The organism is Streptomyces sp. NPDC039424 (assembly GCF_055639495.1).
Genome location: NZ_JBVKAI010000005.1, coordinates 116,147 through 138,801, shown reverse-complemented (window position 1 = coordinate 138,801; position 22,655 = coordinate 116,147). Strand labels below are relative to the sequence as shown.

Below are 22,655 nucleotides of genomic sequence, written 5' to 3'. Positions count from 1 at the left end.
GGGGGCCTGCTTCACAGCGGTAGGGCCGCCGCCGTCACTCGGTGACCGGGGAAGGCGGCTACGACGATGTGGAAGTCACCGGGTGCGCCGAGCGCGCCGGGATCGAGGGACCGGGGCAGCCGGCCGCGCTCGTCCACCAGGCGCCAGGAGGACCGGAACGACTCGACCTGGAGGGCGCCCGGCACGACGGGCGGCGTCAGCCCCGAGTCGTCCCAGGGCGACAGGGCCGCCTTCGTCAGGTCCATGCCTTCACCGGGGATGCCGGTGGTGCAGGCGCACACGTCCTCGGGGGGTGCGATCAGTTCGGGTGCGGAGAAGCGGCTCACCAGGCCGAACAGCCGGAACACGTCCGCGAGCAGCCGGTCCTCGCCGGCCACGGCGCCGTGCGCGTACAGGCAGAAGTTCTCGAACAGGGTGCGGCCGGCGCTCTGCCAGAAGGCGTCGGAGTCCGCGTAGGCCTCGACCAGCGGGGTCAGAGTCTCCTTGCCGAGGCACCACCACAGCGGCGGGCAGGTGCGCCGCAGATGACCGCGGAGGTTCCGCAGCCGGGCCGCGCGTTCCACGCCGAGAGCGTGTGTGTCGACGGTGGCGAGCACGGACGCCGTGGCCTCGCACACCTGCCCGGACCCGGCCGCCAGGGCCTCGGCCACCTCGTCCGCGGCGGTCTTGGAGTACAGCAGGCGCAGCAGCAGTTCGGTGCGGGCTTCCCTGTCGTCACGCAGCAGGAGTCCCCGCGTCGTGCCGGGCGTGAGAGTGGGCAAGACGATGACCGCCGTTTCGCTCGGGCTCCGGTGGAAATGGGGCGGCCGGGTCCCCTCGGAGACCCGGCCCGTGGGAGGTGTTTACTCCTGCCACTCCTTGTTGGAGTTGATGTTGCCGAGCGAGATGTCGTCGTTGCCGCCGATCTCGGCGCGCAGCGGGTTCACGAACTCCTGCGCGTGCGTGGTGGCGAGGTGCTGGATGATCGCCGAACGCAGTGACTTGTCCCCGTCGATCGCGGCGATGATGGCATCGGTGTTGTCGGACATCGACCTCTCCCTGTCACAGACGACTGACTTGGATCACCGACCGGCGGCGACCACTCAGGAAAGGCTGACGGCCGGACCTCGAATGTGACTCACGTTACGGTCGATACCCCTGGGTCATCCGCGGTCGAGCACCTTCGCCAGCACCTCCAGCGCCTCCGGGTACACCCGCTCGCGCGGCGTGCCGTACCCGATGACCAGCCCCTGCGGACGGTCCTCGCCCAGGGTGTGCCAGTGGCCGCCGAGGTGTCCCACGGCGAGGCCCTCCGCCTCCGCGCGGGCCAGCGCCTCCCGCTCGTCGGGGACCTCCACCAGCGCGTGCAGTCCGGCCGCGATCCCGCGTACCCCGCGGCGCCCGCCCAGCCGGTCCAGGAGCTGGTCCCGGCGGCGCCGGTAGCGCAGCCGGGACGCCCGCACATGCCGGTCGTAGGCATGGCTGTCGATGAGCTCGGCGAGCGCCAGCTGCCCGATGGTCTCGGTGTGGTGGTCGCTGTGCAGCTTGGCGTCGGCGACCGCGTGGGCCAGGTGCGGCGGCAGCACCATCCAGCCCAGCCGCAGCGCGGGGCCCAGGGTCTTGGAGGCGGTGCCCAGGTACACCACCCGGTCCGGCGCCATGCCCTGGAGGGCGCCGACGGGCTGGCGGTCGTAGCGGAACTCCCCGTCGTAGTCGTCCTCGACGATCAGCCCGTCCCGCGCGCGTGCCCAGTCGGTGAGCGCCCGCCGCCGCTCCGGGTGCAGGGTCACGCCGGTCGGGTACTGGTGGGCGGGCGTGACGACCACGGCCGCCTCGTCGCCCAGGTCCTGCGCGCACACGCCCCGTTCGTCCACCCGCACCGGCACCACGCTTCCGCCGTTGTGCCGCACCACGTCCCGGTGGAAGGGCAGCCCGGGGTCCTCCATGCCGATCGTGCCGCCGTCCAGCACACGGGTGAGGAGCGCGAGGCCCTGCACGTACCCGGAGGTGATGACGATCCGCTCCGGCGGCGCGAGCACGCCGCGCGCCCGCCCCAGGTAGCCCGACAGCGCCGTGCGCAGCTCGATCCGGCCGCGCGGGTCGCCGTAGTCGTACGCCAGCGAGGGCGCCGTCGCGATGGCCCGGCGCAGCGCCCGCAGCCAGGCCGCCGCCGGGAACGCCCCGACGTCCGGGCTGCCGGGCCGCAGGTCGAAACGCGGGGCACGCGCGCGTGCGACCGCCTCCGGCGCCTCGGTGTCGACGGAGGGCAGCGAGGCCACCCGGGTGCCCGACCCCTGCCGCGCCGTCAGATACCCCTCCGCGACCAGCTGGTCGTACGCCGCCTTCGCGGTTCCCCGCGAGATCCCCAGCTCCGTCGCCAGCCGCCGCGTCGCCGGCAACCGCGTCCCGGGCGCCAGCCGCCCCTCCCGCACGGCATTACGAAGCACCTGCTCCAGCCCGGCCCGCCGCCCACTCACCGCGTCCGGTTCGAGATGCAGATCCACCCCGATACCGGACAAGAACTCCTTCACGAAAACCCTCCCCCTAGGCACGTGAATGGCCGGGCACCCCTCCGGTACCCGGCCATCGGACTTGTATCAGCCCTTGAGCGAAGCCATCCACGCCTCGACCTCGTCGGACCGGCGCGGCAGGCCCGCCGAGAGGTTCCGGTTGCCGTTCTCGGTGACCAGGATGTCGTCCTCGATCCGCACCCCGATGCCCCGGTACTCCTCGGGCACCGTCAGGTCGTCGGCCTGGAAGTACAGGCCGGGTTCGACGGTGAGGACCATGCCCGGCTCCAGCGTGCCGTCGACGTACGACTCCACGCGCGCGGCGGCGCAGTCGTGGACGTCCATGCCGAGCATGTGGCCGGTGCCGTGCAGCGTCCAGCGGCGCTGCAGGCCCAGCTCCAGCACCCGCTCCACCGGGCCCTCGACCAGACCCCACTCGACGAGCCGCTCGGCGAGCACCCGCTGCGCGGCGTCGTGGAAGTCGCGGTACTTGCCGCCCGGCTGCACGGCCGCGATACCGGCCTCCTGGGCGTCGTACACGGCGTCGTAGATCTTCTTCTGGATCTCGCTGTAGCGGCCGTTGACCGGCAGCGTGCGCGTCACGTCGGCGGTGTACAGCGTGTGCGTCTCCACGCCCGCGTCCAGCAGGAGCAGGTCGCCGGAGCGGACCGGTCCGTCGTTGCGCACCCAGTGCAGCGTGCAGGCGTGCGGACCGGCGGCGGCGATGGTGCCGTAGCCGACGTCGTTGCCCTCCACGCGCGCGCGGAGGAAGAACGTGCCCTCGATGTAGCGCTCGGAGGTCGCCTCCGCCTTGTCGAGGACCTTCACCACGTCCTCGAAGCCGCGCACGGTGGAGTCGACGGCCTTCTGCAGCTCGCCGATCTCGAACTCGTCCTTGACCAGGCGGGCCTCGGAGAGGAAGACGCGCAGTTCCTCGTCGCGCTCGGCGGTGACCTTGTCGGTCAGGGCCGCCTCGATGCCGGCGTCGTAGCCGCGCACCACGCGGACCGGGCCGGTGGCCTCCTTCAGCTTCTCCGCGAGCTCGCGCACGTCGGAGGCCGGGATGCCGTACAGCGCCTCGGACTCGGTGAGCGAGTGACGGCGGCCGACCCACAGCTCGCCCTGGCCGGACAGCCAGAACTCGCCGTCCTCGCGGTTGGAGCGCGGCAGGAGGTAGATCGTCTCCTGGTGGCCGTCCGCGGTGGGCTCCAGGACGAGGACGCCGCCCTCGCTCTCATCGGGCAGGCCGCCGGTGAGGTACGCGTACTCGACCGACGACCGGAAGGGGTACTCGGTGTCGTTCGAGCGGGTCTTCAGATGGCCGGCCGGGATCACCAGGCGCTCGCCCGGGAAGCGGGCGGACAGCGCGGCGCGACGGCGCGCGGTGTGCCCGGCCTGCTCGATCGGCTTGAGGTCACGCAGTTCCGTGTCGGCCCAGCCGGACTTCATGTTCTCGGCGAGCTCGTCGGTCACGCCCGGGTACAGGCCGTTCTTGCGCTGCTTGATGGGCTCTTCGGCTTCGGTCTCCGGGGTCTCCGGGAACTCTTCCGCCACGGTCATCCTCCTCGATACGGCACTGGACCCCATCGTACGGTCGTACGGAAGGAGGCCCAGGGGTCGAGGATCGGTCACCGTGCTAGTCGAACCGCGCCGCGAGCAGGACCACGTCCTCCTCGCTGTCCGCCGTGTCCAGCCCGTCCGGCAGCACCGCGCGCAGCACGTGGTCGGCGAGGGCGCCGGGGTCGTGGCGCAGTGCCCGGGGCGCGCTCGCGGCGGCCGTGTGCAGCCGGGCGAAGGCACGGTCCATGGGGTCGCCGGTGCGGTGCAGCAGCCCGTCGGTGTAGAGGAGCACCGTGTCCCCGGCCTCCGCCTGGATCTCCGCGCTCGGCGCCTCCCAGCAGGCGAGCATCCCCAGCGGCGCGGACACGGAGGTCTCCGCGAACTCGGTGCGCCGCTCGCCGATCAGCAGCGGCGGGCTGTGGCCGGCGCCGGCCAGGGTGATCTTGCGCAGGGCGGGCTCGCAGTAGGCGAACAGGGCGGTGGCGGAGCGGGCGGGCTCGGTCAGGCGCAGCAGCAGCTCCAGGTCGGACAGGACCGCGACGGGGTCCTCCCCCTCCATCACGGCGTACGCCCGCAGGGAGGCCCGCAGCCGTCCCATGGCGGCGACGGCGCTGGGCCCGGAGCCGGTCACCGAGCCGACCGCGAGGCCGAGGGCGGCGTCGGGCAGCGGCAGCGCGTCGTACCAGTCGCCGCCGCCGCGCGGGCCGGTGCGGTGCCGGGCGGCGAGCTGGACCCCGGCTACCCGGGGCAGCCGGGAGGGGAGCAGTTCCCCGGCGATGGTCGCCATGCACGCGCGCGTGCGCTCCACCTCCAGCAGCCGGGCCAGGTGCTCGCCGCCGTAGCGGACGTACAGGCCGACGAGGTGGCGGCGGCGCTCGTCCGGCTCGGCGGGCTCGTCGTACAGCCAGACGGTGGCGCCCAGGCGGCCGGCGGCCTCGGCGGTCAGGGGGAGGGCGTAGCTGGCGGCGTAGCCGAGGCGGGCGGCCACCTCTCGGTGGCGGGGGTCGAGGCCGTCCTCGGCGAACAGGTCGGGGCAGACGCTCTCGGTCCGCCCGCCGGACAGCGCGGCGGCGGTGTCGAGGAGGTCGCCGTACGGCAGCGCGCCGCGCGGCACGGTCTCGATGTGACCGAGGTCGGCCCGGCCGAGGCCCAGGCCGATGGTCGTGCGGGGGCCGAGGCCGTCGGCGGGTTCCAGTACGACGAGACCGCGCCGGGCGCCCACCAGGGCGGCTCCGGCGCGCAGGAGTTCCGTCAGCGCGGCCTCGATCGTGTTCGTGCGGGCCAGGCGTTCGGTGAGTTCGTGGAGGGTGGTGAGGTCCGAGACCCAGCCGGCCAGCCGGTCCTGGAGCAGGGCGCCGGGGGCGGGGGCGTTCGGCGCGTGCGGGGAGTTGGGGGTGGGGACGGGTGGGGTGTCGGGGGCGGCGGATGCGGGTGCGGCAGTGTGTGCGGGCGTGGGAAGCGTTGAATCGATTCCGGCCACTTTCGGAGGGTGAGGGGCGTTCATGGCGTCCGGCCTTCAGACCGGTGCGTATTGCTCAAAAGCATCGCAAACCCCCATGTCTTTCTGCGCCGCTAGCAGTGTCTCCACATGTACACGCACTCGTAAGGGGATGTCCAGCATTGTCCTGCTGGGATTCCTGGTGTCCGTGGGTGTCTTGTGGGTACCTGCATGAGGTCTTGCATAACGGCAAAGTTGGCTTAAAACTGCCTCAGGTAAAGGTTCATTGCGGTCGACTGGGCTTGCTCCACGGAGCGTCACAACGGTCGTGATGGGTACGTACTCGGAGAAGGCCAGGGGTGGTTGGGGGCCACCCGGAACCTGGCGACGGACCCGGGCGTCTTAGCCACCGACGACCGTGCCCCATCCTCCCGTGGCGGAGGCGAAGAGAAATACGCGCGACAGCAAAACGCCATACTTCGCCACCCCGCGCAGCGGCCGTGCATTTGATGGACGCACTATGGACGCGGACGCGGCCAACGTTCGACCCCCTGGGGTTCCCCCTGCTCTGAGCAGGGGTGTGATGCGCCAACAGGTACGCACAGTGAAGTGATCGACACATGATGTGATGTGGTCCTCGGTGTTGCCAGCGGTGCAACGGAAAGGAACGAGCGCTCATGCGCGAGATCCTCGGAAAGCGACGCAGGCTCCTGTCCGGGCGTAACGACGGGAGGCCTGAGCTGATCGGCGCGGCCCTGACCTTCGCGACGGAATGGCAGTGGCCCGTACTCCCGGGCGTGGCCCCGGACCCCCAGGGTCGGGCCCGCTGCGCCTGCCCCGACCCGGGATGCACGGTTCCCGGCGCCCACCCCTTCGACCCCGGCCTCCTCGCCGCCACCACCGACGAGCGCATGGTGCGCTGGTGGTGGACCAACCGGCCGAGCGCGCCCATCGTCCTCGCCACCGGCGGCCAGGCACCCTGCGCGGTCAGCCTGCCGGCCGCCGCGGCGGCCCGCGCCCTCGACGCCCTCGACCGCGTCGGCATGCGCCTCGGCCCGGTGGTCGCCGCGCCCACCCGCTGGTCGCTGCTGGTCAAGCCGTACTCCATGGAGCAGCTGGGCGAACTGCTGTACGCCAAGGACTTCGTCCCCGGCTCGCTCCGCTTCCACGGCGAGGGCGGCTACCTCGCCCTGCCCCCCTCCGAGACCGGCCAGGGCGCCATCCGCTGGGAGCGCGCTCCGCTGCCCGGCTCGGCCTCCCCGTGGGTGCCCGGCGTGGAGGCCGTGGTGGACGCCGTGGTCGACGCCCTCACTCGTACGGGTGTGAGCGCGCCCGAGTTGTAAGGGTGTACGGCGCGCGCCGACCGGCGGCCCGCCCCCGGGTGGCTATCTTCCGTCCATGAACGTTCGTCTGCTCGCCTTGGCGGGCGTCGTGGCGGGCGCCGTCGCGCTGCCGCTGACCGTGGCGTCCGCGGGGCAGGTGGGCGACGCGGGGCGGGCGGCGCCACGTACCTCCCCGCGCGCCGACCGCACGGATCCGCGCGCCGATGCCAAGGAACCCTCCGCCGCGCCCGCCCCCACCGAATCCCCGCTCCTGCTCGGCCTGGGCCTCGCCACCGCCGCCCGCTGCGGCCCCGAGCTCACCTCCCCCGACGGCGTCGAGGCGCAGACCTGCGTCCTGACCCAGGGCGAGGAGACCTGGGCGCGCACCTACTACCGCAACGCCACCGGCGAGGCGCTCGACTCCGTCCTGACCTTCATGGGACCCGGCGGGCGCACCGTGCAGATGCGCTGCGCCGTGAGCGCCGAGGACGAGCCCGCCACCTGTGAGACGCCCCGGGAGCGCAGCCGGGGCGGACCGGACGCCTACACGGCCGTCACGGAGTTCGCGGGGCGCGGCGCCGACGGGCCGCTGCTACTGCGTTCGGGGAGCAACTCCGAGGCCTCTACGGGGAGTTGACGGACGACATCGTTCCGTACACCGGAGGCGGACATGGAAACGCCCGGTTGCTGGCGACGGGGGATGCACCAGCAACCGGGCTACTGGAACGGTAACAAGAGATCGGCCGTTCGCAAATTCGATCTCGGCTATTCGGACACGGATTTGTCTGTCGCGACGAGGAGTTGTGACAGGAGTCACCTGATCCGACGACCTGACCGCGGCTGACCGACCGGTCAGCCGCGACCCCGCGCGTCCGCTGTGCGTCAGCTGAGCGTGACCTGTCGGTTGGTGAGACCGCCGCGCGCCCGGCGCTCGTCCGCGGTGAGCGGCGCGTCCGAGGCCAGGGCGGCGGCGAGGCGCTCGGCGAACTCGGCGGCCGGCTTCTCCACGTCCTCCGCGCCGACCCCGCTCGGCAGGTCCCACACCGGCACGGTGAGCCCGTGAGCACGGAAGGAACCCACCAGCCGGGTCCCCTCCCCGAGGCTCGAACGACCCGCCGCGTGCAGCCGGGCGAGAGCGTCCAGAAGCTGCTCCTCCGGGTGCGGCATGACCCAGCGCAGATGGTTCTTCTCCGGCGTCTCGCACCAGTACGCGGCGTCCACACCGGTCAGCTTCACCGTCGGGATGGCCGCGGCGTTGGCCCGCTCCAGGGAGGCGGTCACCTCGGGCGTGGCGTTCTCCGGGTCCGGCACCCAGAACTCGAAGCCGCTGTGCACCACTGGCTCGAACGCGCCCTCGGGGTCGATCAGGTCCTGCAACCGCGGACCGTCGGCCGGGGCGCGGCGGCCCTGCACCGGCGTCCCCGGCTCGGCGACCAGGGCCCGCTGGAGGGTGTCGGCGAGGTCGCGGCTGATGTCGCCGGACGCCGTGTCGTTCTGCAGGCCGAGCAGGACCGAGCCGTCGTCGCGGCGCAGGGCCGGCCAGGCCATCGGCAGCACCGTGGCGAGCGTGACCGACGGCACGTCCTCGGGCAGGCCCTCCCGCAGGGGCAGTTCGACCGTGGCGGCGGGCACCAGTTCGCGCAGCGCCACCCAGTCGCACTCGCCCGGCAGCCCCTCGAAGGGCCGCTGGACCAGCTCGGTCGCGGCATGCGCGGCGGCCCGCCCGTGGCAGGCCTTGTAACGGCGGCCGCTGCCGCAGGGGCAGGGCTCGCGGGCGCCGACGACCGGGACCTCTGCGTCAGTGAGCTGCGGCCGCTTGGCCTTCGTCTGGGGTCGCTTCTTGGCCATCGTGGGTGTCTCCCGGTTACGGCTCGTCTCGTACGGGCGCGAGCCTAGCCGTTCGCGCCCGTGCCGACGGGGACCCCGGAAGAGTCCGACGGGACCTGTCAGTCCAGTTCGTCGAAGGCGTCCGTGAAGCTCAGCTCGGCGGCCATCGCCGAGACCGGGGGCGCCGTGACGCGCGTAGCGAAGTCGTCGCGACGATGCCCGGTGTCCGGATCGTGCACATCCTCGTGGACCACCACCCACACCGTGACCTCGCCCCGGGCGTCGTCCCGTACGCCCCAGTCGTCGGCCAGGGCGGTGATGATGTTCAGTCCCCGGCCGCCGTGCGCGGTGACCGACGGGGTGGCCGGAGCCGGGCGGGTCGGGCCGCCGCCGTCCGTCACCTCCACCATGAGCCGGCCGCGCGGGTCCACCCGCCATGCGGCACGGACGTCGCCGTCACCGACGGGCGCGTCGCCCAAGGGCCGGCCGTGCTTGCAGGCATTGCTCAAAAGTTCGGAAAGAATCAGTACGGCATCGTCGATGACCGATTCCGAGACCCCACCGCTGCGCAGCTGCGCGCGCATCCGGTGTCTGGCTTCCCCCACGCCCGCAGGGCCATGGGGTACGGCCATGCTCGACGACGTGGGCACCTCCTGTGCCACCACCAACGCCACCCCCGAGACCTCCTTCGCCCCACGCCACGGTGTGGATGCCCCATTGGCCTGTACCGGAAACCGGCCAATCCTCTTCCGATGACGCATTCGCCCGGATCGAATACGGATCGAACGCGCCGGAGCACTCCCTGTGCGGGTGTGGCTGGATTTGGTTGGTGTGGCCGAAAGGGAGAATGCTGCAGGCGCGCGGCCGGGTCAAGGCCTGCGACCGAGTCGGTGCAGTACCGCAAGCGGGCGGTTGGTGATGATGGCGTCGACGCCCAGCTCGACGCAGAGGTCGACGTCCTCGGCCTCGTTCACCGTCCACACGTGGATTTGGTGCCCGGCCCGCTTCAGCCGCTCGATGTACGCCGGGTGGTTGCGCACGATCCGGATCGAGGGGCCCGCGATCCGGACACCGGCGGGCAGCCGCCCGTCGCGCAGTCGGGGCGAGACGAACTGCATCAGGTACACCGTCGGCAGCGCCGGCGACGCCGCCCGCACCCGGTGCAGCGAACGCGCCGAGAAGCTCATGACCCGGACCGGCGACTCGGCGGCCGAGGCCGGGGCGTCCAGGCCGAACCGCTTCAGGAGCAGCAGCAGCCGCTCCTCGACCTGCCCCGCCCAGCGCGTGGGGTGCTTGGTCTCGATGGCCAGCTCCACCCGGCGCCCGGCGTCCGAGACCAGCTCCAGCAGCCGCTCCAGGGTGAGTACGGAGGTGTCCCCGCGGTCCTCGGGGCGGTACTCCCAGTCGGGCTCCTCGTCCCGCCCGCGCCAGCTCTCGCGGGTCTTCCAGGAGCCGAAGTCCAGGGCGGCCAGGTCGGCGAGCTCCAGGGCCGACACCGCCCCGCGTCCGTTCGACGTACGGTTGACGCGCCGGTCGTGGACACACACCAGGTGGCCGTCCGCGGTCAGCCGGACATCGCATTCGAGGGCGTCCGCGCCGTCCTCGATCGCCTTCCGGTACGCGGCGAGGGTGTGCTCCGGGGCGTCCTCGGAGGCCCCTCGGTGGGCGACGACCTGGATGTGGTGCTGTCGTACATGGGTCACCGCGTCATGGTGCCACCGCGAAGGGGTACGCACGTATCTGAGAACCGCCTGAGATGTTCCGGGGATGCGGACGGTCTGTTCCTAATGTCCGATATAAGGAATAGCCCAGAACCCACAGTCACCGCTTATGGTGCTCTGACGGCCCGTGGGAAAAGCTGAGGCGTACAAAAGCACATGCACAGCTGCAGCGCGCCGGGTCGACGACGAGCGTGAACGAGCGTGACCGAGTGCGACCGAGAACAACAGCCGTGGATCGAGGAGAAGAGCTGTGAGCACCGAGAACGAGGGCACCGCGGTACCCCCCGCCCCGTCCGCACCTCCCGTGCCGGTGGCAACTCCCGCTGCTCCCCCGCAGGCAGCCGCGCCCGACGGGGGCGCACCGACGGCTCCCCTCCCTCCGGTGCCCCAAGGCGCCCCCGGGGCACCGGAGTACGGCACGCCCCCCGCCGCGCAGGCGTCCGCGGGACCTTCCGGCCCCGCACCCGACGGTTCCTGGCCGCCCCCGCCCCCCGCGACGCCCTCGTACGCCGACGGCGGTGCCGGTGGTGCCGGCGCGGGCTACGGCGGCTCCGGTGACGGCTCCGGCTGGGGCTCCTCCTACCAGCAACAGCCCGCGCCGAAGTCCGGCCGCGGGCGCGGCGGGCTGGTCGCCGCGGTCCTGGTGGCCGCGCTGGTCGCGGGCGGCATGGGCGGCGGCCTCGGCTACACCCTGGCCAAGAACAACGACGACAGCGGCTCCACCACCGTCTCCGCCTCCAGCAGTGCCACGCAGGTCAAGCGTGCCCCCGGCACCATCGCCAACGTGGCCGCCAAGGCGCTGCCCAGCACGGTCACCATCGAGGCGGAGAGCACCAGCGGCGAGGGCGGCACCGGCACCGGGTTCGTCTTCGACACCCAGGGCCACATCGTCACCAACAACCACGTGGTGGCGGACGCGGTGGACGGCGGCAAGCTCACCGCCACCTTCCCGAGCGGCAAGAAGTACGACGCCGAGGTCGTCGGCCACGCCCAGGGCTACGACGTGGCGGTGATCAAGCTCAAGAACGCCCCGTCCGACCTCAAGCCGCTCGCGCTCGGCGACTCCGACAAGGTGGCGGTCGGCGACGAGACCATCGCGATCGGCGCCCCCTTCGGCCTCTCCAACACGGTCACCACGGGCATCATCAGCGCCAAGAACCGCCCCGTGGCCTCCAGCGACGGCAGCTCCACCAGCAAGGCGTCCTACATGAGCGCCCTGCAGACCGACGCCTCCATCAACCCCGGCAACTCCGGCGGCCCCCTCCTGGACGCCGGCGGCGCGGTCATCGGCATCAACTCCGCGATCCAGTCCAGCAGCAGCGGCGGTCTGGGCGGCTCCGGCCAGTCCGGCTCGATCGGCCTGGGCTTCGCCATCCCGATCAACCAGGCCAAGTACGTCGCCCAGCAGCTGATCAAGACCGGCAAGCCCGTCTACGCCAAGATCGGCGCGTCCGTCTCCCTGGAGGACAGCACGGACGGCGCGAAGATCACCGACACCGGCGCGGCAGGTTCCTCCGCCGTCGAGTCCGGCGGCCCCGCCGACAAGGCCGGCCTCAAGCCCGGTGACGTCATCACCAAGCTCGACGACCACGTCATCGACTCCGGTCCGACCCTGATCGGCGAGATCTGGACCCACAAGCCCGGTGACAAGGTCGCCATCACCTACACCCGCGACGGCAAGGAGCACACGGTCGACGTGACCCTGGGCTCCCGCGTGGGCGACAGCTGACCCTGCGGCCACACGCGGAAGGGGTGCCTCTCGGGAAGAGGCACCCCTTCCGCGTGTTCAGGGCCTGAGCACTCCCCGCCAGGTCCAGCCCGCACCGAGCACGGCTTCCCGCAGGGGGTCGCGCATGTCCCGGGAGTCGAAGCGGAACGTCTCCACCTTCTGCCGGCTCCCGTCGGGCCCCTCCTCGTAGTGCCCCCTCCAGGAAACGATCTGGATCCGGGGCCCGCGCCGGTGCTTGCGTTCCACGACCCGCCCCGGCGCCTTCCCGGCCAGTGTCACCTCCCGCAGCTCGTCGCAGACCCGCACCTCGCGCTTCGGGGGGTCCAGACGCATCCGGGTCTTGAGGGTCCGTTCCACCTGCTTGCGCGTGAGCCCGGAACCCCAGGCGGGCTCCAGAACATGCCACTCGGCCACCACGTCGGCCTTCTCCTCGGGCAGAGCGTTGCGCACCCGGTACGGCCTCTGCGGACCGCCCACCGCGAACAGCGCGGCCCGCACCTCCGCGCCGGACAGCGGCGCGACGCCACTGTCGGGGTACGTGGTCCCGGTCATCCTGTCCCGAAGCCGTGCCCAACCGCCTCGAAGCCGGCCCATCCTCATGCCCCTCCCCGTGAGTCGTCGTGTGGCCCGGACGCCCGCGACGCGCACACGTCAATGACCGAGACGTACAGTAATGGCCCCGCAACCCGGGAAACCGGGCATCCGTACTCTGCGCACCGGCGCCGGGGCCGGTACTCTGTACCCGCTCCGCCCCAGGTGGGCGGAGCGGGGAGGCGTGCCCGAGCGGCCGAAGGGAACGGTCTTGAAAACCGTCGTGGCAGCGATGTCACCGTGGGTTCAAATCCCACCGCCTCCGCTGGCTGAGCAATGAGAACGGCCCCTGGCCTTGGTAGTCGGTCGGGGGTCGTTCTCACGTTCGAGCCCTGTGTCTGCCCGCGGTCTCCCGTGGCTTCCCGCTCGATCGGGCACGACCGGGGCACGATCGGCCCATGACTGGCGCAACTTCCCCACCTGAAGTCTGCCCAGGCGCAGGCAGCGGCCGCGCGTGCTCAGGCGGAAACCGAGGTGCAGGCTCGACGTGTCGCCGAACCGAAGCAGCGCCGACGTGAGTCATATCGGAGCCTGATCGGATGCGTGAGCGGCTTCTCAATAATTCTTTGGCGCATGGCTGAAGTTGATCAAGCCTCAGCGGCTGCCCGACGTGAAGCCTTGGTCAGCGCCATGCAGCGAGACGGTCGTGCAGCGTTGGACGCGGTCGAGCAGGCGACACGCGAGGTGGTCGTCGACGGTCCTGGGGAAGTATCTCGGGCAGCCGAGTTGCTGTGTTTCGGCGCAGTGCTCGCGCATCACCACCTGTGCTCGCTGACTGACGGCCTGGACACAAGTAGGGCCGACTACGATCGTGCCTATCGCGACTACAGACGCTCCGAGCGTGAATTCCTCGACGTGGCCGGCAAGGCCGTTGCTGACGGCTGACGCGGCCGACCGTACGGGAGCGTTCGCGTCCGCGACATGGGAGATGACGAGCCCCCGCCCTCCGGAACGAGCCGGAGGGCGGGGGCCTCATGTACTCGGGCGATCAACTGTTGTTCTTCATCCTGGAGCCGGTTCCTCCCGGTGCCTTGGGCGCCCAGCCGGGAGCGTGGGTGGCGTCCTTGAAATCGGTCGATTTCATCAAGACCCGCCAGTCCTCCTTGCCCGCGTCGCCGTCGAGTCGAACGGTGAACTCCTTGATCTGACGGGTGTCATGGAAGTAGAGGATCACGACCTGGCGCTCTGAACCGCCGTCGTAGAAGTCGCCTGTCACTCTTCCGCCGGCGCCGGCACCGAAACCCTTGATCCAGTTCTCAGCGGTCTTTCGGGCCTCGGCCTCGCTGCTGTCGCTGGTCGCCAGTTTGCGAAGCTCATCCGCCTTGCCGTCGGCGATGTCCCACACGAGCTCTTGCATCACCAGCAAAGAGCCGGTGGAGGGGTAGCCGACCACGTGCAACGGCTCATGGTCGGCGTACGCCTGCTCGTAGGACGCGCCTGGCCCTCTGGCATCAGCAGAGCTGCTGTCGAGGACAGCGCATCCAGACGTCAGCAAGACTGCTGCCGCCAGCCATCCAGCCGCCGCGTGGCTCTGCTTCAACCTAGGCATCTGACGTCCTTGTCACGAGCGGGTCTTGGGCCTGATGATCGTGACCTTTTGGATCGGGTTCGAGGTGTGACTGTACCGATTGATCACCTCGTGGAGGGTGGTCTGATTCTTCAGGCCGTGCTGCACGATCCCCGCATGCCCGTGCACCATGGACGAGACGATCGCCGCATGGTTGTAAACCCTCTCCCTCTTCCACTTGAAGAAGACGAGATCCCCCACCTTGGCGTTGTACTCGTGCGGAATGATCGAGGAATTCCGCCACTTGGTCACGTGTCGCCGGAGATAGTCCGCGCTCGTCCAACTCCAGCTCTTGCCGAAGCCGTACCTGCCCTGCCACCAGGCATTGTCCGCCTTGCGGCCGCCGGGGCGCATCTTCATCCCGCCTCCGTGGTACAGGGCCTTGGAGACGAAGTTCGCGCAGTCGGTCCTGTACTCCCACCTGGTGTCCAGGTTGTTGTACGCCCAGTTGGCCGTTCCATGGCCGCTGATTGCCGCGGCTGCGGCTGCTGAATCTGCCGACTCTGCCGACTCTGCCGACGTGGACGCCGGGTCGGCGTCAGGGCCGTACATGCCTTCATCGATGAGCGGCTGCGGCTCCTCCTCCTGGTCGGCGGCGATGTTGCCGCTCGCGTCAGGGAGGTGCGGATCGGCTGAAGGTGCGGGCCAGCCGCTCGCGGTCCACACCGCGTCGGGAACGGCTGCGGAGGTGCTGTCGGGAAGGTCTATGGAGCTGCTGTCGGCAGCGTCCGCGGAGGCATTGTCGGCAGTGTCTGCGGTGGCGTTCGCTGTCCCCGTGACGGCGCCCGTGGTGTCGGGAACGTCTGGGGTGGCGTTCGCTGTTCCTGTGATGGCGCCGGTGGCGGTGAGGGCGAGTACTGCTGCGCCGGTGATCGTACGACTGAGCTTGTTGCGCAAGAGCCGAGTTCCTTCCCCCTGTGATGGGTCCCGGCCGCCTGGTCGTGGTCGTGGATCGGCGCGGCTCGGGACTCGTTGACCAGGAAGATGGAGGCGCGCACGCGCGGGTTCCCGGTTGCCGGTGTTTCGAGCGGCATCCGAGTCGGAGCTCACCTGGGTGACGCCTCGGTAGCCGCAGGTAGGCTTGCTGCTCCTCGGCAACTTCAAGGCACGCTGGATCTGCTCGTTCGCCCGCTGCTGGCTGCGGTGAATCGCCTTCGCGTAGGAAAGGAGCAGCCGGCCGTCTTCATCGGTACCGAACTCCTTGAAGTGCTCGCGGACCAGGCGCACGAGGACGGGGGAATCGGCCCAGGCCGGGTCGCCTTGCGGCACGCGAGGCCGGAGGCCGGCCACCGCCTCCGCGCAGGTCATAGACGCCGCACGTCAGAAGGGGTGTCTCTCAGTGAGAGACACCCCTTCCGCGTGGAGCCGGTCTCATCCTGAATCCGGCTCCATGGCGTTGAGTCAGAAAAGAATCCCGGTCCTGGATTCAGTTGTAATCGTACCGGCGCTTACTGAAGTCCTCCGTGTGGTCGTCCTGGGTGAAGAATTCCCTGCTGGACCGACTCACGGTTTGGTCGGACCCGACCGGAAAGTTGACCGTAACACTGCAGGTCTGGGTCTGGGTATTCCCCGAAGCGGTGGCTGCCCCGCCGGTAGCGGTACCACCACCAGCATCCGCGTCACCACCAGTGGCGATGATGTCCTGGGTGCACAGCGGGCCGGCCGGTACGGCCGCCGCGGGGGCGGGGCTGCTTTCGTCGATGGACACGGCGTGCTTCACCCGGTGAGATTTTTCGAAACGGTGAAGATTTTCGGCGTGGGCGGGACGGGGTTCTCGGACGTGCTCGGGGCGGCCGTCTTCGGCGTGGGCGGGGCCGCCTGCCTGGGGATACGCGGGGCGGCCGCCTTCGGCGTGGGCGGGGAAGCCGTTTTCGGCGTGGGCGGGGAAGCCGTTTTCGGCGTGGTCGGGGAAGCCGTCTTCGGCGTGGTCGGGGCTGGATGCCGGGGTGTGCGCGGGGAAGCCGTCTTCGGCGTGGGCGCTGCCCACAGCGGAGACACTCAGCGCGCCGATTGCGGCGCTGAGTAGGGCGGCCTTCGTGCCAAGGCGCATGGGAGCCTCCATGTAGTCGGTGTCAGGAAGTTTCCAGAGACGCCCTATGCAACGTGGCAGCGGCCATTTGGTTCTGATGTATTCACCCGATTGCTTCACATACTCCCGATCGAGTTTCCAATCGGTGGATCTCCCCCATGTCCTTGGTCCACCACCTGTCGCCGATAGGGGACGGGTGCCCAGCCGAAAACGGGTTGTCTCCGACCGATGACAAGACGCGGCTCGTGGTTTTACGGCCGGTGTCCTGTCATGCGTGCCGCCGACGCGATCGTCGCGCGGGCCTCGCGTTCCGTCAGGCCGGTGCTGAGGGCCGCGTCGATCAGGGGGGTGACGAGGGCGGGGCCGATGCCGTTCTCGTAGGCGCGGCAGGCTGCCCAGAAGAGGCGGGTGTTGCGTTGGCCCTCGTGGGCGGTGAGGACGAACTGGATGAGGCCCTGCCCGTGGTGTCCGGCGGGCGCGGGGGTGGGGTGCGGGGTGCGCGGGGGCGGCAGGAGCAGGCGGAGCAGGGCGGGTGGGCAGGCGGCGGGGGCGAGGTGGGCGGTGCCGGGGGCGGTGCCGTAGACGCCGTGGTCGGTGCGGGAGCCGGGGCCGACGAGGTAGCCGCCGGCGCCGCGGATGTCGATGCCGGGGGCGAGCCGGCCGGCGGAGTTGGGGACGACGGCGTCCGGTGGGCCGGTCAGCCAGAGGTGGCGTCCGCCGCTGGGGGTGAGGACGACGACCGTCGCCGGGATGGTGAACAGGTGGCGCAGGGCCAGTTCGCGCAGGGCGGCCGAGGAGTCCGTGCCCGACTTCGTGTCCAGGTCGACGCCGATCAGGTGGTGCGGGGGCAGGCCGCAGGCGATGCCGTAGCCGGTGGCCCAGGGCGCGGCGGCGAACAGCTCGCGGATGCGTGCCGGGTCGGTCGAGGCGTCGTACACGCCGTGGCCGAAGCGGCCGCACTCGCCGTGGCAGGGGGCGGGTTCGGGCTGGTCGCGGTGGGGGGAGCGCAGGGCCGGGAGCTTCGTCCGGGACAGGGGGATGACGGCCAGACCGCGTTCGGCGGCTGACAGGGCGTGTGCGAGGGCCAGCGTCGTGGCCTGCCGGTCGGTGGTGGCCATGGATTCATGTTCGTACACGTGTTCGAAAAAGGGAAGAGGGGCGGGGTGCGACTCGCCGGTTGATGTGCGGTGCGGGAGGAGGCGGCCAGGAGCGCGCCGGAACGATTCGCCGCTTGTGGCGCCTGGTCGCGGCCGTGCCCCACGACGCTCCGGTCAGTCACTTCGGTTGGCAAAAGGTGGCGAAAGGGGTTTATCGACTTCTCGTCACGCTTGCGTGCGAATCAAGGCTTCCGGGGTGGTTCGACGGGATTCGGTGGGCAACTCTGATTGCGGGACATCGCAACCCGAACTTCACGCACTGGTACTCACGCACTGTTTCTGGAGGAACGACATGGCAAGCATCCGCAGCCCGGAGGTCTGAGCCTGGGACCGAAGTCCCTTGTGGTGTGCGCTCAGTGGGGATTCAAGGTGTCTGCGCGGCGGTACTCCGGTGCCGCCGCGCAGGCGTTTTCGCGCGCCTGGACGACCTTGACACCCGACGTTATCTGACGGACAGTCAGAAATCGTCGTACGAGGCCCGTTCGAGGTCGGGAGGCCCCGCCGTGCACCTCGCCCCCACCGAGCGCCAGCAGCGGCTGCGCGCCGAACTCCGCGCGTACTTCCGGGACGTGCTGCCGCAGGGGCCGCCCGGCGGCACCGACCCGCACGAGCGGCGGGCGCTGCTGCGCCGTATCGGCGCCGACGGCTGGCTGGGGCTGGGCTGGCCGGTCGAGTACGGCGGCCAGGGCCGGGGCGCGGACGAGCAGTTCGTGTTCTTCGACGAGGCGTACCGGGCGGGCGCCCCCGTCTCGATGGTCACGTTGAACACGGTCGGGCCCACGCTCATGAAGCACGGCAGCGAGGAGCAGAAGGCCTTCTTCCTGCCCCGGATCCTGCGCGGTGAGCTCGTCTTCGCCATCGGCTACAGCGAGCCGTCCGCCGGCACCGATCTGGCCTCGCTGCGGACGCGGGCCGTACGGGAGGGCGACGGCTGGCTGATCGACGGCCAGAAGATCTTCACCTCGGGCGCCCAGCACGCCGACTGGATCTGGCTCGCCTGCCGCACCGACCCCGAGGCCCCCAAGCACCGCGGCATCTCCCTCCTCCTCGTGCCCACGGACGCGCCCGGCTTCTCCTGGACACCGATCGAGACGGTGGGCGGCCAGACCACGACGGCCACCTACTACGACGGCGTCCGGGTCCCCGCCGGCAGCCTGGTCGGCGCCGAGAACGAGGGCTGGACGCTGATCACCGACCAGCTCAACCACGAGCGGGTCGCCCTCGCCGCGATCGGCATGCAGGCCGAGGAGTTCCTCGCGGCGGCGCTGACCGCCGCCCGTACCCCCGATCCGGTGACGGGCAGGCGCCGCATTGACGAGCCGTGGGTGAGATTTCAGCTGGCCGAGGCGCATGCCCGGCTGGCGGCATCACGCCTGCTCAGCTGGCGTTTGGTGGGGGATGTGGGGGCCGGCCGGCTGGCCCCCGGAGAGGCCAGCGGGGTGAAGTTCGCGGGAACGGAATCGGCTGTCGCGACGTATCGCATGTGTCAGCACGTCGTGGGCGGCACAGGACTCGTCCGCTCCGGTTCCCCGGGGGTGTTCGGGGACGGCGAGCTGGAGCGGATGAACAGGGCGGCGCAGATCAACACGTTCGGGGGCGGGGTGAGCGAGGTGCAGCGGGAGATCGTCGCGACGATGCGGCTCGGGATGACGAGGGGACGGCGATGAGCGGCGAGCCGGACGAGCTGGGCGTGCGGCTCAAGACGTACGAAGGGCGACCGGCCGCCGTCGCGGGGCGGGGCAGGGACCCGGTCAACGCACCGATGATCCGGCACTGGTGCGAGGCCATGGGCGACACCAACCCGGCGTACGAGGGGCCGGGCGCCATCGCCCCGCCCACCATGCTCCAGGCGTGGACGATGGGCGGCCTGTCCGGTCACGCGGGCCGCACCGGGGCGTACGACGAGCTGCTCGCCCTGCTCGACGAGGCGGGCTGCACCTCGGTGGTCGCCACCGACTGCGAGCAGGAGTATCTGCGGCCCCTGCGGCCGGGGGACGAGGTCACCTTCGACGCGGTGATCGAGTCGGTGTCGGAGCGGAAGAGGACGAAGCTGGGCACGGGGTACTTCGTCACGACCCGCATGGACGTGCGGGTGGCCGGCCGGCTCGCGGGCACCCACCGCTTCCGCGTCCTCAAGTACGCACCGGCCCGGCGGAAGGCCGCGGAGAAACCCCGGGCCAGCCGCCCCCGCCCCGTGGTGGGCCGGGACAACGAAGGCTTCTGGGCAGGCGTGGCCGAGCACCGGCTGCTCATCCAGCGCTGCGCCGGCTGCGGCACGCTGCGCCACCCCTGGCTGCCGGGCTGCAACGCCTGCGGCTGCCTGGACTGGGACACGGTCGAGGCGAGCGGCGAGGGGAGGGTCTATTCGTACGTCGTGATGCACCACCCGCCCTTCCCCGCGTTCGAGCCGCCTTACGCGGTCGGCCTCGTGGAGCTGGCGGAGGGCGTGCGGATGGTGAGCAACGTGGTCGGGGTGCCCTACGACAAGGTGCGCATCGGGCTGCGGGTCCGGGTGGAGTTCCCGAGGTACGAGGACGACGAGGGCGGGCTGGTCCTGCCGGTGTTCCGGGTCGTCGAGGGGGAGGCCTGACATGGACTTCACGCCCACCGACGCCCAGGAAGAGGCCCGGGAGCTGGCCGCGCGGATCTTCGCGGACCTGGCCACGCACGAGCGGCCGGCGGCCACCGGCACCGGCAGCGACCCCGAGCTGTGGAAGGCCCTGAGCGGCGCGGGTCTGATCGGCGCCGTGGAGGAACTGGGCCTGCTCGGCCTGGTGCTGCTCCTGGAGGAACAGGGCCGCACCACGGCCCAGGTCCCCTACGCCGCCACCTGTGTGTACGGGCTGCTGGCGGTCGCCGCCCACGGCACGCCGGAGCAGCGGGAGCGACTGCTGCCGGGCATCGGGGACGGGTCGGTGGTGGTGGGCGGGGCGTTCCCGGCGGAGGGAGGCGTACGGGCCCTGGCGCGGGGTGAGGTGGCCGGCCGGGCCCGGCTCACCGGCACCGTGCCCGTCGTCCCCTGGCTGCGGGACGCCACGCACGTCCTGGTCGCCGACGGTGACCACCGGCTGTGGCTGGTGCCGCTCGGGGAGGGCACCGAGGTCGCGCCGGTCGAGCTGACCGCGCCGTGGTCCGCCGGGCGGCTCACGCTCGACGGGGCCGGTGGAGAGCGGCTCGGCGGCGAGGGGGCGTACACCGACGTGCTGGCCACCGCGCGCACCGCGTTCGCCGGACTGCAGGCGGGGGTGTGCGCGGGGTCCCTCGCCCGGGCCGTGGCGTACGTCGGCACCCGGGAGCAGTTCGGCCGCCCGCTCGCCACCCGGCAGGCCGTGCAACTCCGGGCCGCGGACGCCCACATGGACACCGAGGCGATACGGGTGACGGCGTACGAGGCGGCCTGGCGCCGGGACGCCGGACTGCCGTACGCCACGCACGCGCTGACCGCCGCGTGGTGGGCGTCGGAGGCGGGGCAGCGGGTCGTCCACACCGGTCAGCATCTGCACGGCGGCGCGGGCGCCGACCTCGGCCACCCGGTCCACCGGCACTTCCTGTGGGGGCGGCAGCTGGACGCGTATCTGGGCTGCGGCGGCGAAGTGCTGCAGGAACTGGGGGAGTTGATCGCGAGTGGGGAGTGAGGCATGAGGGAGGTGAGGGCCGGCGCGCAGCTGCCGCCGCTGGAGATCCCGATCACGCGGACGCTGATCGTGGCGGGCGCCATCGCGTCGCGGGACTACCAGGACGTGCACCACGATCCCGAGCTGGCGCGGAGCAAGGGCTCCCCGGACGTCTTCATGAACATCCTGACGACCAACGGCCTGGTCGGCCGGTACATCACCGACCACTTCGGGCCCACCGCTGTGCTCCACAGGGTGGCGATACGGCTGGGGGCGCCCAACTACCCCGGCGACACGATGGTGCTGTCGGGCACGGTCGAGGAGGTGGACGGCGCCACCGCCACGGTCCGGGTCGTCGGGGAGAACGGCATCGGACGCCATGTGACCGGCACGGTGACGGTCACCGTCCCGCCGGAGCGTGCGGCATGAGCGTACGGACCAGGGACACCCTCGGCGGGCGGGCGGCGGTCGTGGGTATCGGGGCGACGGAGTTCTCCAAGGACTCGGGGCGCAGCGAGCTGAGGCTGGCCGTGGAGGCGGTGCGGGCCGCGCTGGACGACGCGGGGCTGACGCCCGGTGACGTGGACGGGATGGTGACGTTCACGATGGACACCAGTCCCGAGATCACCGTGGCGCAGGCCTGCGGCATGGGGGAGCTGTCCTTCTTCTCCCGGATCCACTACGGCGGCGGGGCGGCCTGCGCGACCGTCCAGCAGGCGGCGCTCGCCGTCGCGACCGGGGTGGCCGAGGTTGTGGTCTGCTACCGGGCCTTCAACGAGCGCTCGGGGCGCCGCTTCGGCTCCGGGGTGCGGCACCGGGAGCCGACGGCGGAGGGCGTGGCGCTCGGCTGGGCGCTGCCCTTCGGGCTGCTCACCCCGGCCTCCTGGGTGGCGATGGCGGCACAGCGCTATCTCCACACGTACGGGCTGACCCCCGAGGCCTTCGGGCAGGTGGCCGTCGTCGACCGCGACCATGCGGCGACCAACCCTGCGGCGTACTTCCACGGCCGCCCGATCACGCTGGCCGACCACGCCGCCTCGCGCTGGATCGCGGAGCCGCTGCGGCTGCTGGACTGCTGTCAGGAGACGGACGGCGGACAGGCCCTCGTCGTCACGTCCGTGGAGCGGGCCCGCGACCTGCCGCACCCGCCCGCGGTGATCGCGGCGGCCGCTCAGGGCGCGGGCCGGGCGCAGGAGCAGATGACCAGCTTCTACCGCGACGACCTGACCGGGCTGCCCGAGATGGGCGTGGTGGCGCGCCAGCTGTGGCGGACCTCCGGGCTGGCCCCGGCCGACATCGACGTGGGGATCCTGTACGACCACTTCACGCCGTTCGTGCTGATGCAGCTGGAGGAGTTCGGGTTCTGCGGAAGGGGGGAGGCGGCGGACTTCGTGGCCGGGCGGGAGCTGCCGATCAACACGCACGGGGGTCAGCTGGGGGAGGCGTACCTGCACGGGATGAACGGGGTGGCGGAGGGCGTGCGCCAGCTGCGGGGCACGGCGGTGAACCGGATACCGGGGGCGTCCCGGGTGCTGGTGACGGCGGGGACGGGGGTGCCGACGTCGGGGCTGGTCCTGACTGCGGACGGATGAGCCCGCACGGGTAAACCCG

22 protein-coding genes and 1 tRNA gene are annotated in these 22,655 nt (G+C 71.4%); 10 read left to right on the top strand and 13 right to left on the bottom strand.

Going from position 1 to position 22,655, the window contains the following annotated elements:
• Positions 1-11 precede the first annotated feature (11 nt).
• The 5 genes from ACZ7L0_RS14945 to ACZ7L0_RS14925 form a co-directional block, all read right to left on the bottom strand.
• Complete coding sequence (locus ACZ7L0_RS14945) at positions 12-761, bottom strand: hypothetical protein (protein WP_471242860.1); 750 nt, start codon at positions 759-761, stop codon at positions 12-14.
• An 81-nt stretch (positions 762-842) separates the two neighbouring features.
• Positions 843-1,028: a hypothetical protein gene (locus ACZ7L0_RS14940; RefSeq protein ID WP_471242859.1), complete on the bottom strand. Its 186-nt coding sequence runs from the start codon at positions 1,026-1,028 to the stop codon at positions 843-845.
• Positions 1,029-1,142: 114 nt separating this feature from the next.
• Positions 1,143-2,510 (bottom strand): MocR-like pyridoxine biosynthesis transcription factor PdxR, encoded by a 1,368-nt coding sequence (pdxR, locus tag ACZ7L0_RS14935; RefSeq protein ID WP_471242858.1) that lies wholly within the window; start codon positions 2,508-2,510, stop codon positions 1,143-1,145.
• 66 nt (positions 2,511-2,576) lie between these two features.
• Entirely contained in the window at positions 2,577-4,049 is a 1,473-nt protein-coding gene (locus ACZ7L0_RS14930) for an aminopeptidase P family protein (RefSeq protein WP_471242857.1), read from the bottom strand.
• A gap of 76 nt (positions 4,050-4,125) precedes the next feature.
• Entirely contained in the window at positions 4,126-5,553 is a 1,428-nt protein-coding gene (locus ACZ7L0_RS14925) for a PP2C family protein-serine/threonine phosphatase (protein ID WP_471242856.1), read from the bottom strand.
• A 611-nt stretch (positions 5,554-6,164) separates the two neighbouring features.
• On the opposite strand from ACZ7L0_RS14925, the gene ACZ7L0_RS14920 reads away from it, so the two are divergent.
• Entirely contained in the window at positions 6,165-6,830 is a 666-nt protein-coding gene (locus ACZ7L0_RS14920; protein ID WP_471242855.1) for a bifunctional DNA primase/polymerase, read from the top strand.
• A 55-nt stretch (positions 6,831-6,885) separates the two neighbouring features.
• Positions 6,886-7,446, top strand: a complete 561-nt coding sequence (locus ACZ7L0_RS14915; protein ID WP_471242854.1) for a hypothetical protein — start codon at positions 6,886-6,888, stop codon at positions 7,444-7,446.
• 245 nt (positions 7,447-7,691) lie between these two features.
• On the opposite strand, the gene ACZ7L0_RS14910 is transcribed toward ACZ7L0_RS14915, so the two are convergent.
• The 3 genes from ACZ7L0_RS14910 to ACZ7L0_RS14900 all read right to left on the bottom strand — a co-directional run bounded on the left by ACZ7L0_RS14910 (position 7,692) and on the right by ACZ7L0_RS14900 (position 10,339).
• On the bottom strand, positions 7,692-8,657 hold the full coding sequence (locus ACZ7L0_RS14910; RefSeq protein WP_471242853.1) for a DUF5926 family protein: 966 nt from the start codon (positions 8,655-8,657) through the stop codon (positions 7,692-7,694).
• 98 nt (positions 8,658-8,755) lie between these two features.
• On the bottom strand, positions 8,756-9,397 hold the full coding sequence (locus tag ACZ7L0_RS14905; protein ID WP_471242852.1) for an ATP-binding protein: 642 nt from the start codon (positions 9,395-9,397) through the stop codon (positions 8,756-8,758).
• Between the two features lie 108 nt (positions 9,398-9,505).
• Complete coding sequence (locus ACZ7L0_RS14900; RefSeq protein WP_471242851.1) at positions 9,506-10,339, bottom strand: glycerophosphodiester phosphodiesterase; 834 nt, start codon at positions 10,337-10,339, stop codon at positions 9,506-9,508.
• 268 nt (positions 10,340-10,607) lie between these two features.
• On the opposite strand from ACZ7L0_RS14900, the gene ACZ7L0_RS14895 reads away from it, so the two are divergent.
• Positions 10,608-12,086, top strand: coding sequence for a S1C family serine protease (locus ACZ7L0_RS14895; RefSeq protein WP_471242850.1), 1,479 nt, complete (start codon positions 10,608-10,610; stop codon positions 12,084-12,086).
• Between the two features lie 57 nt (positions 12,087-12,143).
• Here ACZ7L0_RS14895 and ACZ7L0_RS14890 read toward each other — a convergent pair whose 3' ends face one another.
• Positions 12,144-12,638, bottom strand: a complete 495-nt coding sequence (locus ACZ7L0_RS14890) for a hypothetical protein (RefSeq protein ID WP_471242849.1) — start codon at positions 12,636-12,638, stop codon at positions 12,144-12,146.
• Between the two features lie 217 nt (positions 12,639-12,855).
• On the opposite strand from ACZ7L0_RS14890, the gene ACZ7L0_RS14885 reads away from it, so the two are divergent.
• Positions 12,856-12,942 (top strand) — tRNA-Ser (locus tag ACZ7L0_RS14885).
• 308 nt (positions 12,943-13,250) lie between these two features.
• A complete protein-coding gene (locus ACZ7L0_RS14880; RefSeq protein WP_471242848.1) occupies positions 13,251-13,562 on the top strand; it encodes a hypothetical protein in 312 nt (103 codons plus the stop codon).
• A gap of 103 nt (positions 13,563-13,665) precedes the next feature.
• Here the strand turns inward: ACZ7L0_RS14880 and ACZ7L0_RS14875 are convergent, their stop codons facing one another.
• The 4 genes from ACZ7L0_RS14875 to ACZ7L0_RS14860 form a co-directional block, all read right to left on the bottom strand.
• The gene (locus ACZ7L0_RS14875; RefSeq protein ID WP_471242847.1) at positions 13,666-14,226 is read right to left on the bottom strand and encodes a hypothetical protein; all 561 of its coding nucleotides are present in this window, start codon (positions 14,224-14,226) and stop codon (positions 13,666-13,668) included.
• Positions 14,227-14,238: 12 nt separating this feature from the next.
• Positions 14,239-15,141 (bottom strand): amidase domain-containing protein, encoded by a 903-nt coding sequence (locus ACZ7L0_RS14870; RefSeq protein ID WP_471242846.1) that lies wholly within the window; start codon positions 15,139-15,141, stop codon positions 14,239-14,241.
• Between the two features lie 529 nt (positions 15,142-15,670).
• Positions 15,671-16,294, bottom strand: a complete 624-nt coding sequence (locus ACZ7L0_RS14865) for a hypothetical protein (RefSeq protein WP_471242845.1) — start codon at positions 16,292-16,294, stop codon at positions 15,671-15,673.
• 230 nt (positions 16,295-16,524) lie between these two features.
• Positions 16,525-17,391 (bottom strand): bifunctional DNA primase/polymerase, encoded by an 867-nt coding sequence (locus ACZ7L0_RS14860; protein WP_471242844.1) that lies wholly within the window; start codon positions 17,389-17,391, stop codon positions 16,525-16,527.
• 542 nt (positions 17,392-17,933) lie between these two features.
• Between ACZ7L0_RS14860 and ACZ7L0_RS14855 the strand changes: the two genes are divergently transcribed.
• From ACZ7L0_RS14855 to ACZ7L0_RS14835, 5 genes are read left to right on the top strand one after another with little or no spacing between them, the layout of a single operon-like run.
• The gene (locus ACZ7L0_RS14855) at positions 17,934-19,097 is read left to right on the top strand and encodes an acyl-CoA dehydrogenase family protein (protein WP_471242843.1); all 1,164 of its coding nucleotides are present in this window, start codon (positions 17,934-17,936) and stop codon (positions 19,095-19,097) included.
• Entirely contained in the window at positions 19,094-20,020 is a 927-nt protein-coding gene (locus ACZ7L0_RS14850) for a bifunctional MaoC family dehydratase N-terminal/OB-fold nucleic acid binding domain-containing protein (protein ID WP_471242842.1), read from the top strand. Before ACZ7L0_RS14855 ends, ACZ7L0_RS14850 begins: the two co-directional genes overlap by 4 nt.
• Before the next feature lies 1 nt (position 20,021).
• Positions 20,022-21,065, top strand: a complete 1,044-nt coding sequence (locus ACZ7L0_RS14845; RefSeq protein WP_471242841.1) for an acyl-CoA dehydrogenase family protein — start codon at positions 20,022-20,024, stop codon at positions 21,063-21,065.
• Positions 21,066-21,077: 12 nt separating this feature from the next.
• Positions 21,078-21,473, top strand: a complete 396-nt coding sequence (locus tag ACZ7L0_RS14840) for a MaoC family dehydratase (RefSeq protein WP_471243216.1) — start codon at positions 21,078-21,080, stop codon at positions 21,471-21,473.
• Positions 21,470-22,636 carry a lipid-transfer protein gene (locus ACZ7L0_RS14835; protein ID WP_471242840.1) on the top strand — a complete coding sequence of 389 codons (1,167 nt, stop codon included), beginning with the start codon at positions 21,470-21,472 and terminating at the stop codon, positions 22,634-22,636. The genes ACZ7L0_RS14840 and ACZ7L0_RS14835 overlap by 4 nt, the downstream gene beginning before the upstream one ends.
• Positions 22,637-22,655 lie beyond the last annotated feature (19 nt).

Excerpts from the sequence above, each read along its gene's own strand:
- ACZ7L0_RS14940 (WP_471242859.1), bottom strand. The coding sequence starts at position 1,028 with ATGTCCGACAACACCGATGCCATCATCGCCGCGATCGACGGGGACAAG.
- ACZ7L0_RS14930 (WP_471242857.1), bottom strand. The coding sequence starts at position 4,049 with ATGACCGTGGCGGAAGAGTTCCCGGAGACCCCGGAGACCGAAGCCGAA.
- ACZ7L0_RS14925 (WP_471242856.1), bottom strand. The coding sequence starts at position 5,553 with ATGAACGCCCCTCACCCTCCGAAAGTGGCCGGAATCGATTCAACGCTT.
- ACZ7L0_RS14920 (WP_471242855.1), top strand. The coding sequence starts at position 6,165 with ATGCGCGAGATCCTCGGAAAGCGACGCAGGCTCCTGTCCGGGCGTAAC.
- ACZ7L0_RS14915 (WP_471242854.1), top strand. The coding sequence starts at position 6,886 with ATGAACGTTCGTCTGCTCGCCTTGGCGGGCGTCGTGGCGGGCGCCGTC.
- ACZ7L0_RS14910 (WP_471242853.1), bottom strand. The coding sequence starts at position 8,657 with ATGGCCAAGAAGCGACCCCAGACGAAGGCCAAGCGGCCGCAGCTCACT.
- ACZ7L0_RS14905 (WP_471242852.1), bottom strand. The coding sequence starts at position 9,397 with ATGCGTCATCGGAAGAGGATTGGCCGGTTTCCGGTACAGGCCAATGGG.
- ACZ7L0_RS14890 (WP_471242849.1), bottom strand. The coding sequence starts at position 12,638 with ATGACCGGGACCACGTACCCCGACAGTGGCGTCGCGCCGCTGTCCGGC.
- ACZ7L0_RS14880 (WP_471242848.1), top strand. The coding sequence starts at position 13,251 with ATGGCTGAAGTTGATCAAGCCTCAGCGGCTGCCCGACGTGAAGCCTTG.
- ACZ7L0_RS14875 (WP_471242847.1), bottom strand. The coding sequence starts at position 14,226 with ATGCCTAGGTTGAAGCAGAGCCACGCGGCGGCTGGATGGCTGGCGGCA.
- ACZ7L0_RS14865 (WP_471242845.1), bottom strand. The coding sequence starts at position 16,294 with ATGCGCCTTGGCACGAAGGCCGCCCTACTCAGCGCCGCAATCGGCGCG.
- ACZ7L0_RS14860 (WP_471242844.1), bottom strand. The coding sequence starts at position 17,391 with ATGGCCACCACCGACCGGCAGGCCACGACGCTGGCCCTCGCACACGCC.
- ACZ7L0_RS14850 (WP_471242842.1), top strand. The coding sequence starts at position 19,094 with ATGAGCGGCGAGCCGGACGAGCTGGGCGTGCGGCTCAAGACGTACGAA.
- ACZ7L0_RS14845 (WP_471242841.1), top strand. The coding sequence starts at position 20,022 with ATGGACTTCACGCCCACCGACGCCCAGGAAGAGGCCCGGGAGCTGGCC.
- ACZ7L0_RS14835 (WP_471242840.1), top strand. The coding sequence starts at position 21,470 with ATGAGCGTACGGACCAGGGACACCCTCGGCGGGCGGGCGGCGGTCGTG.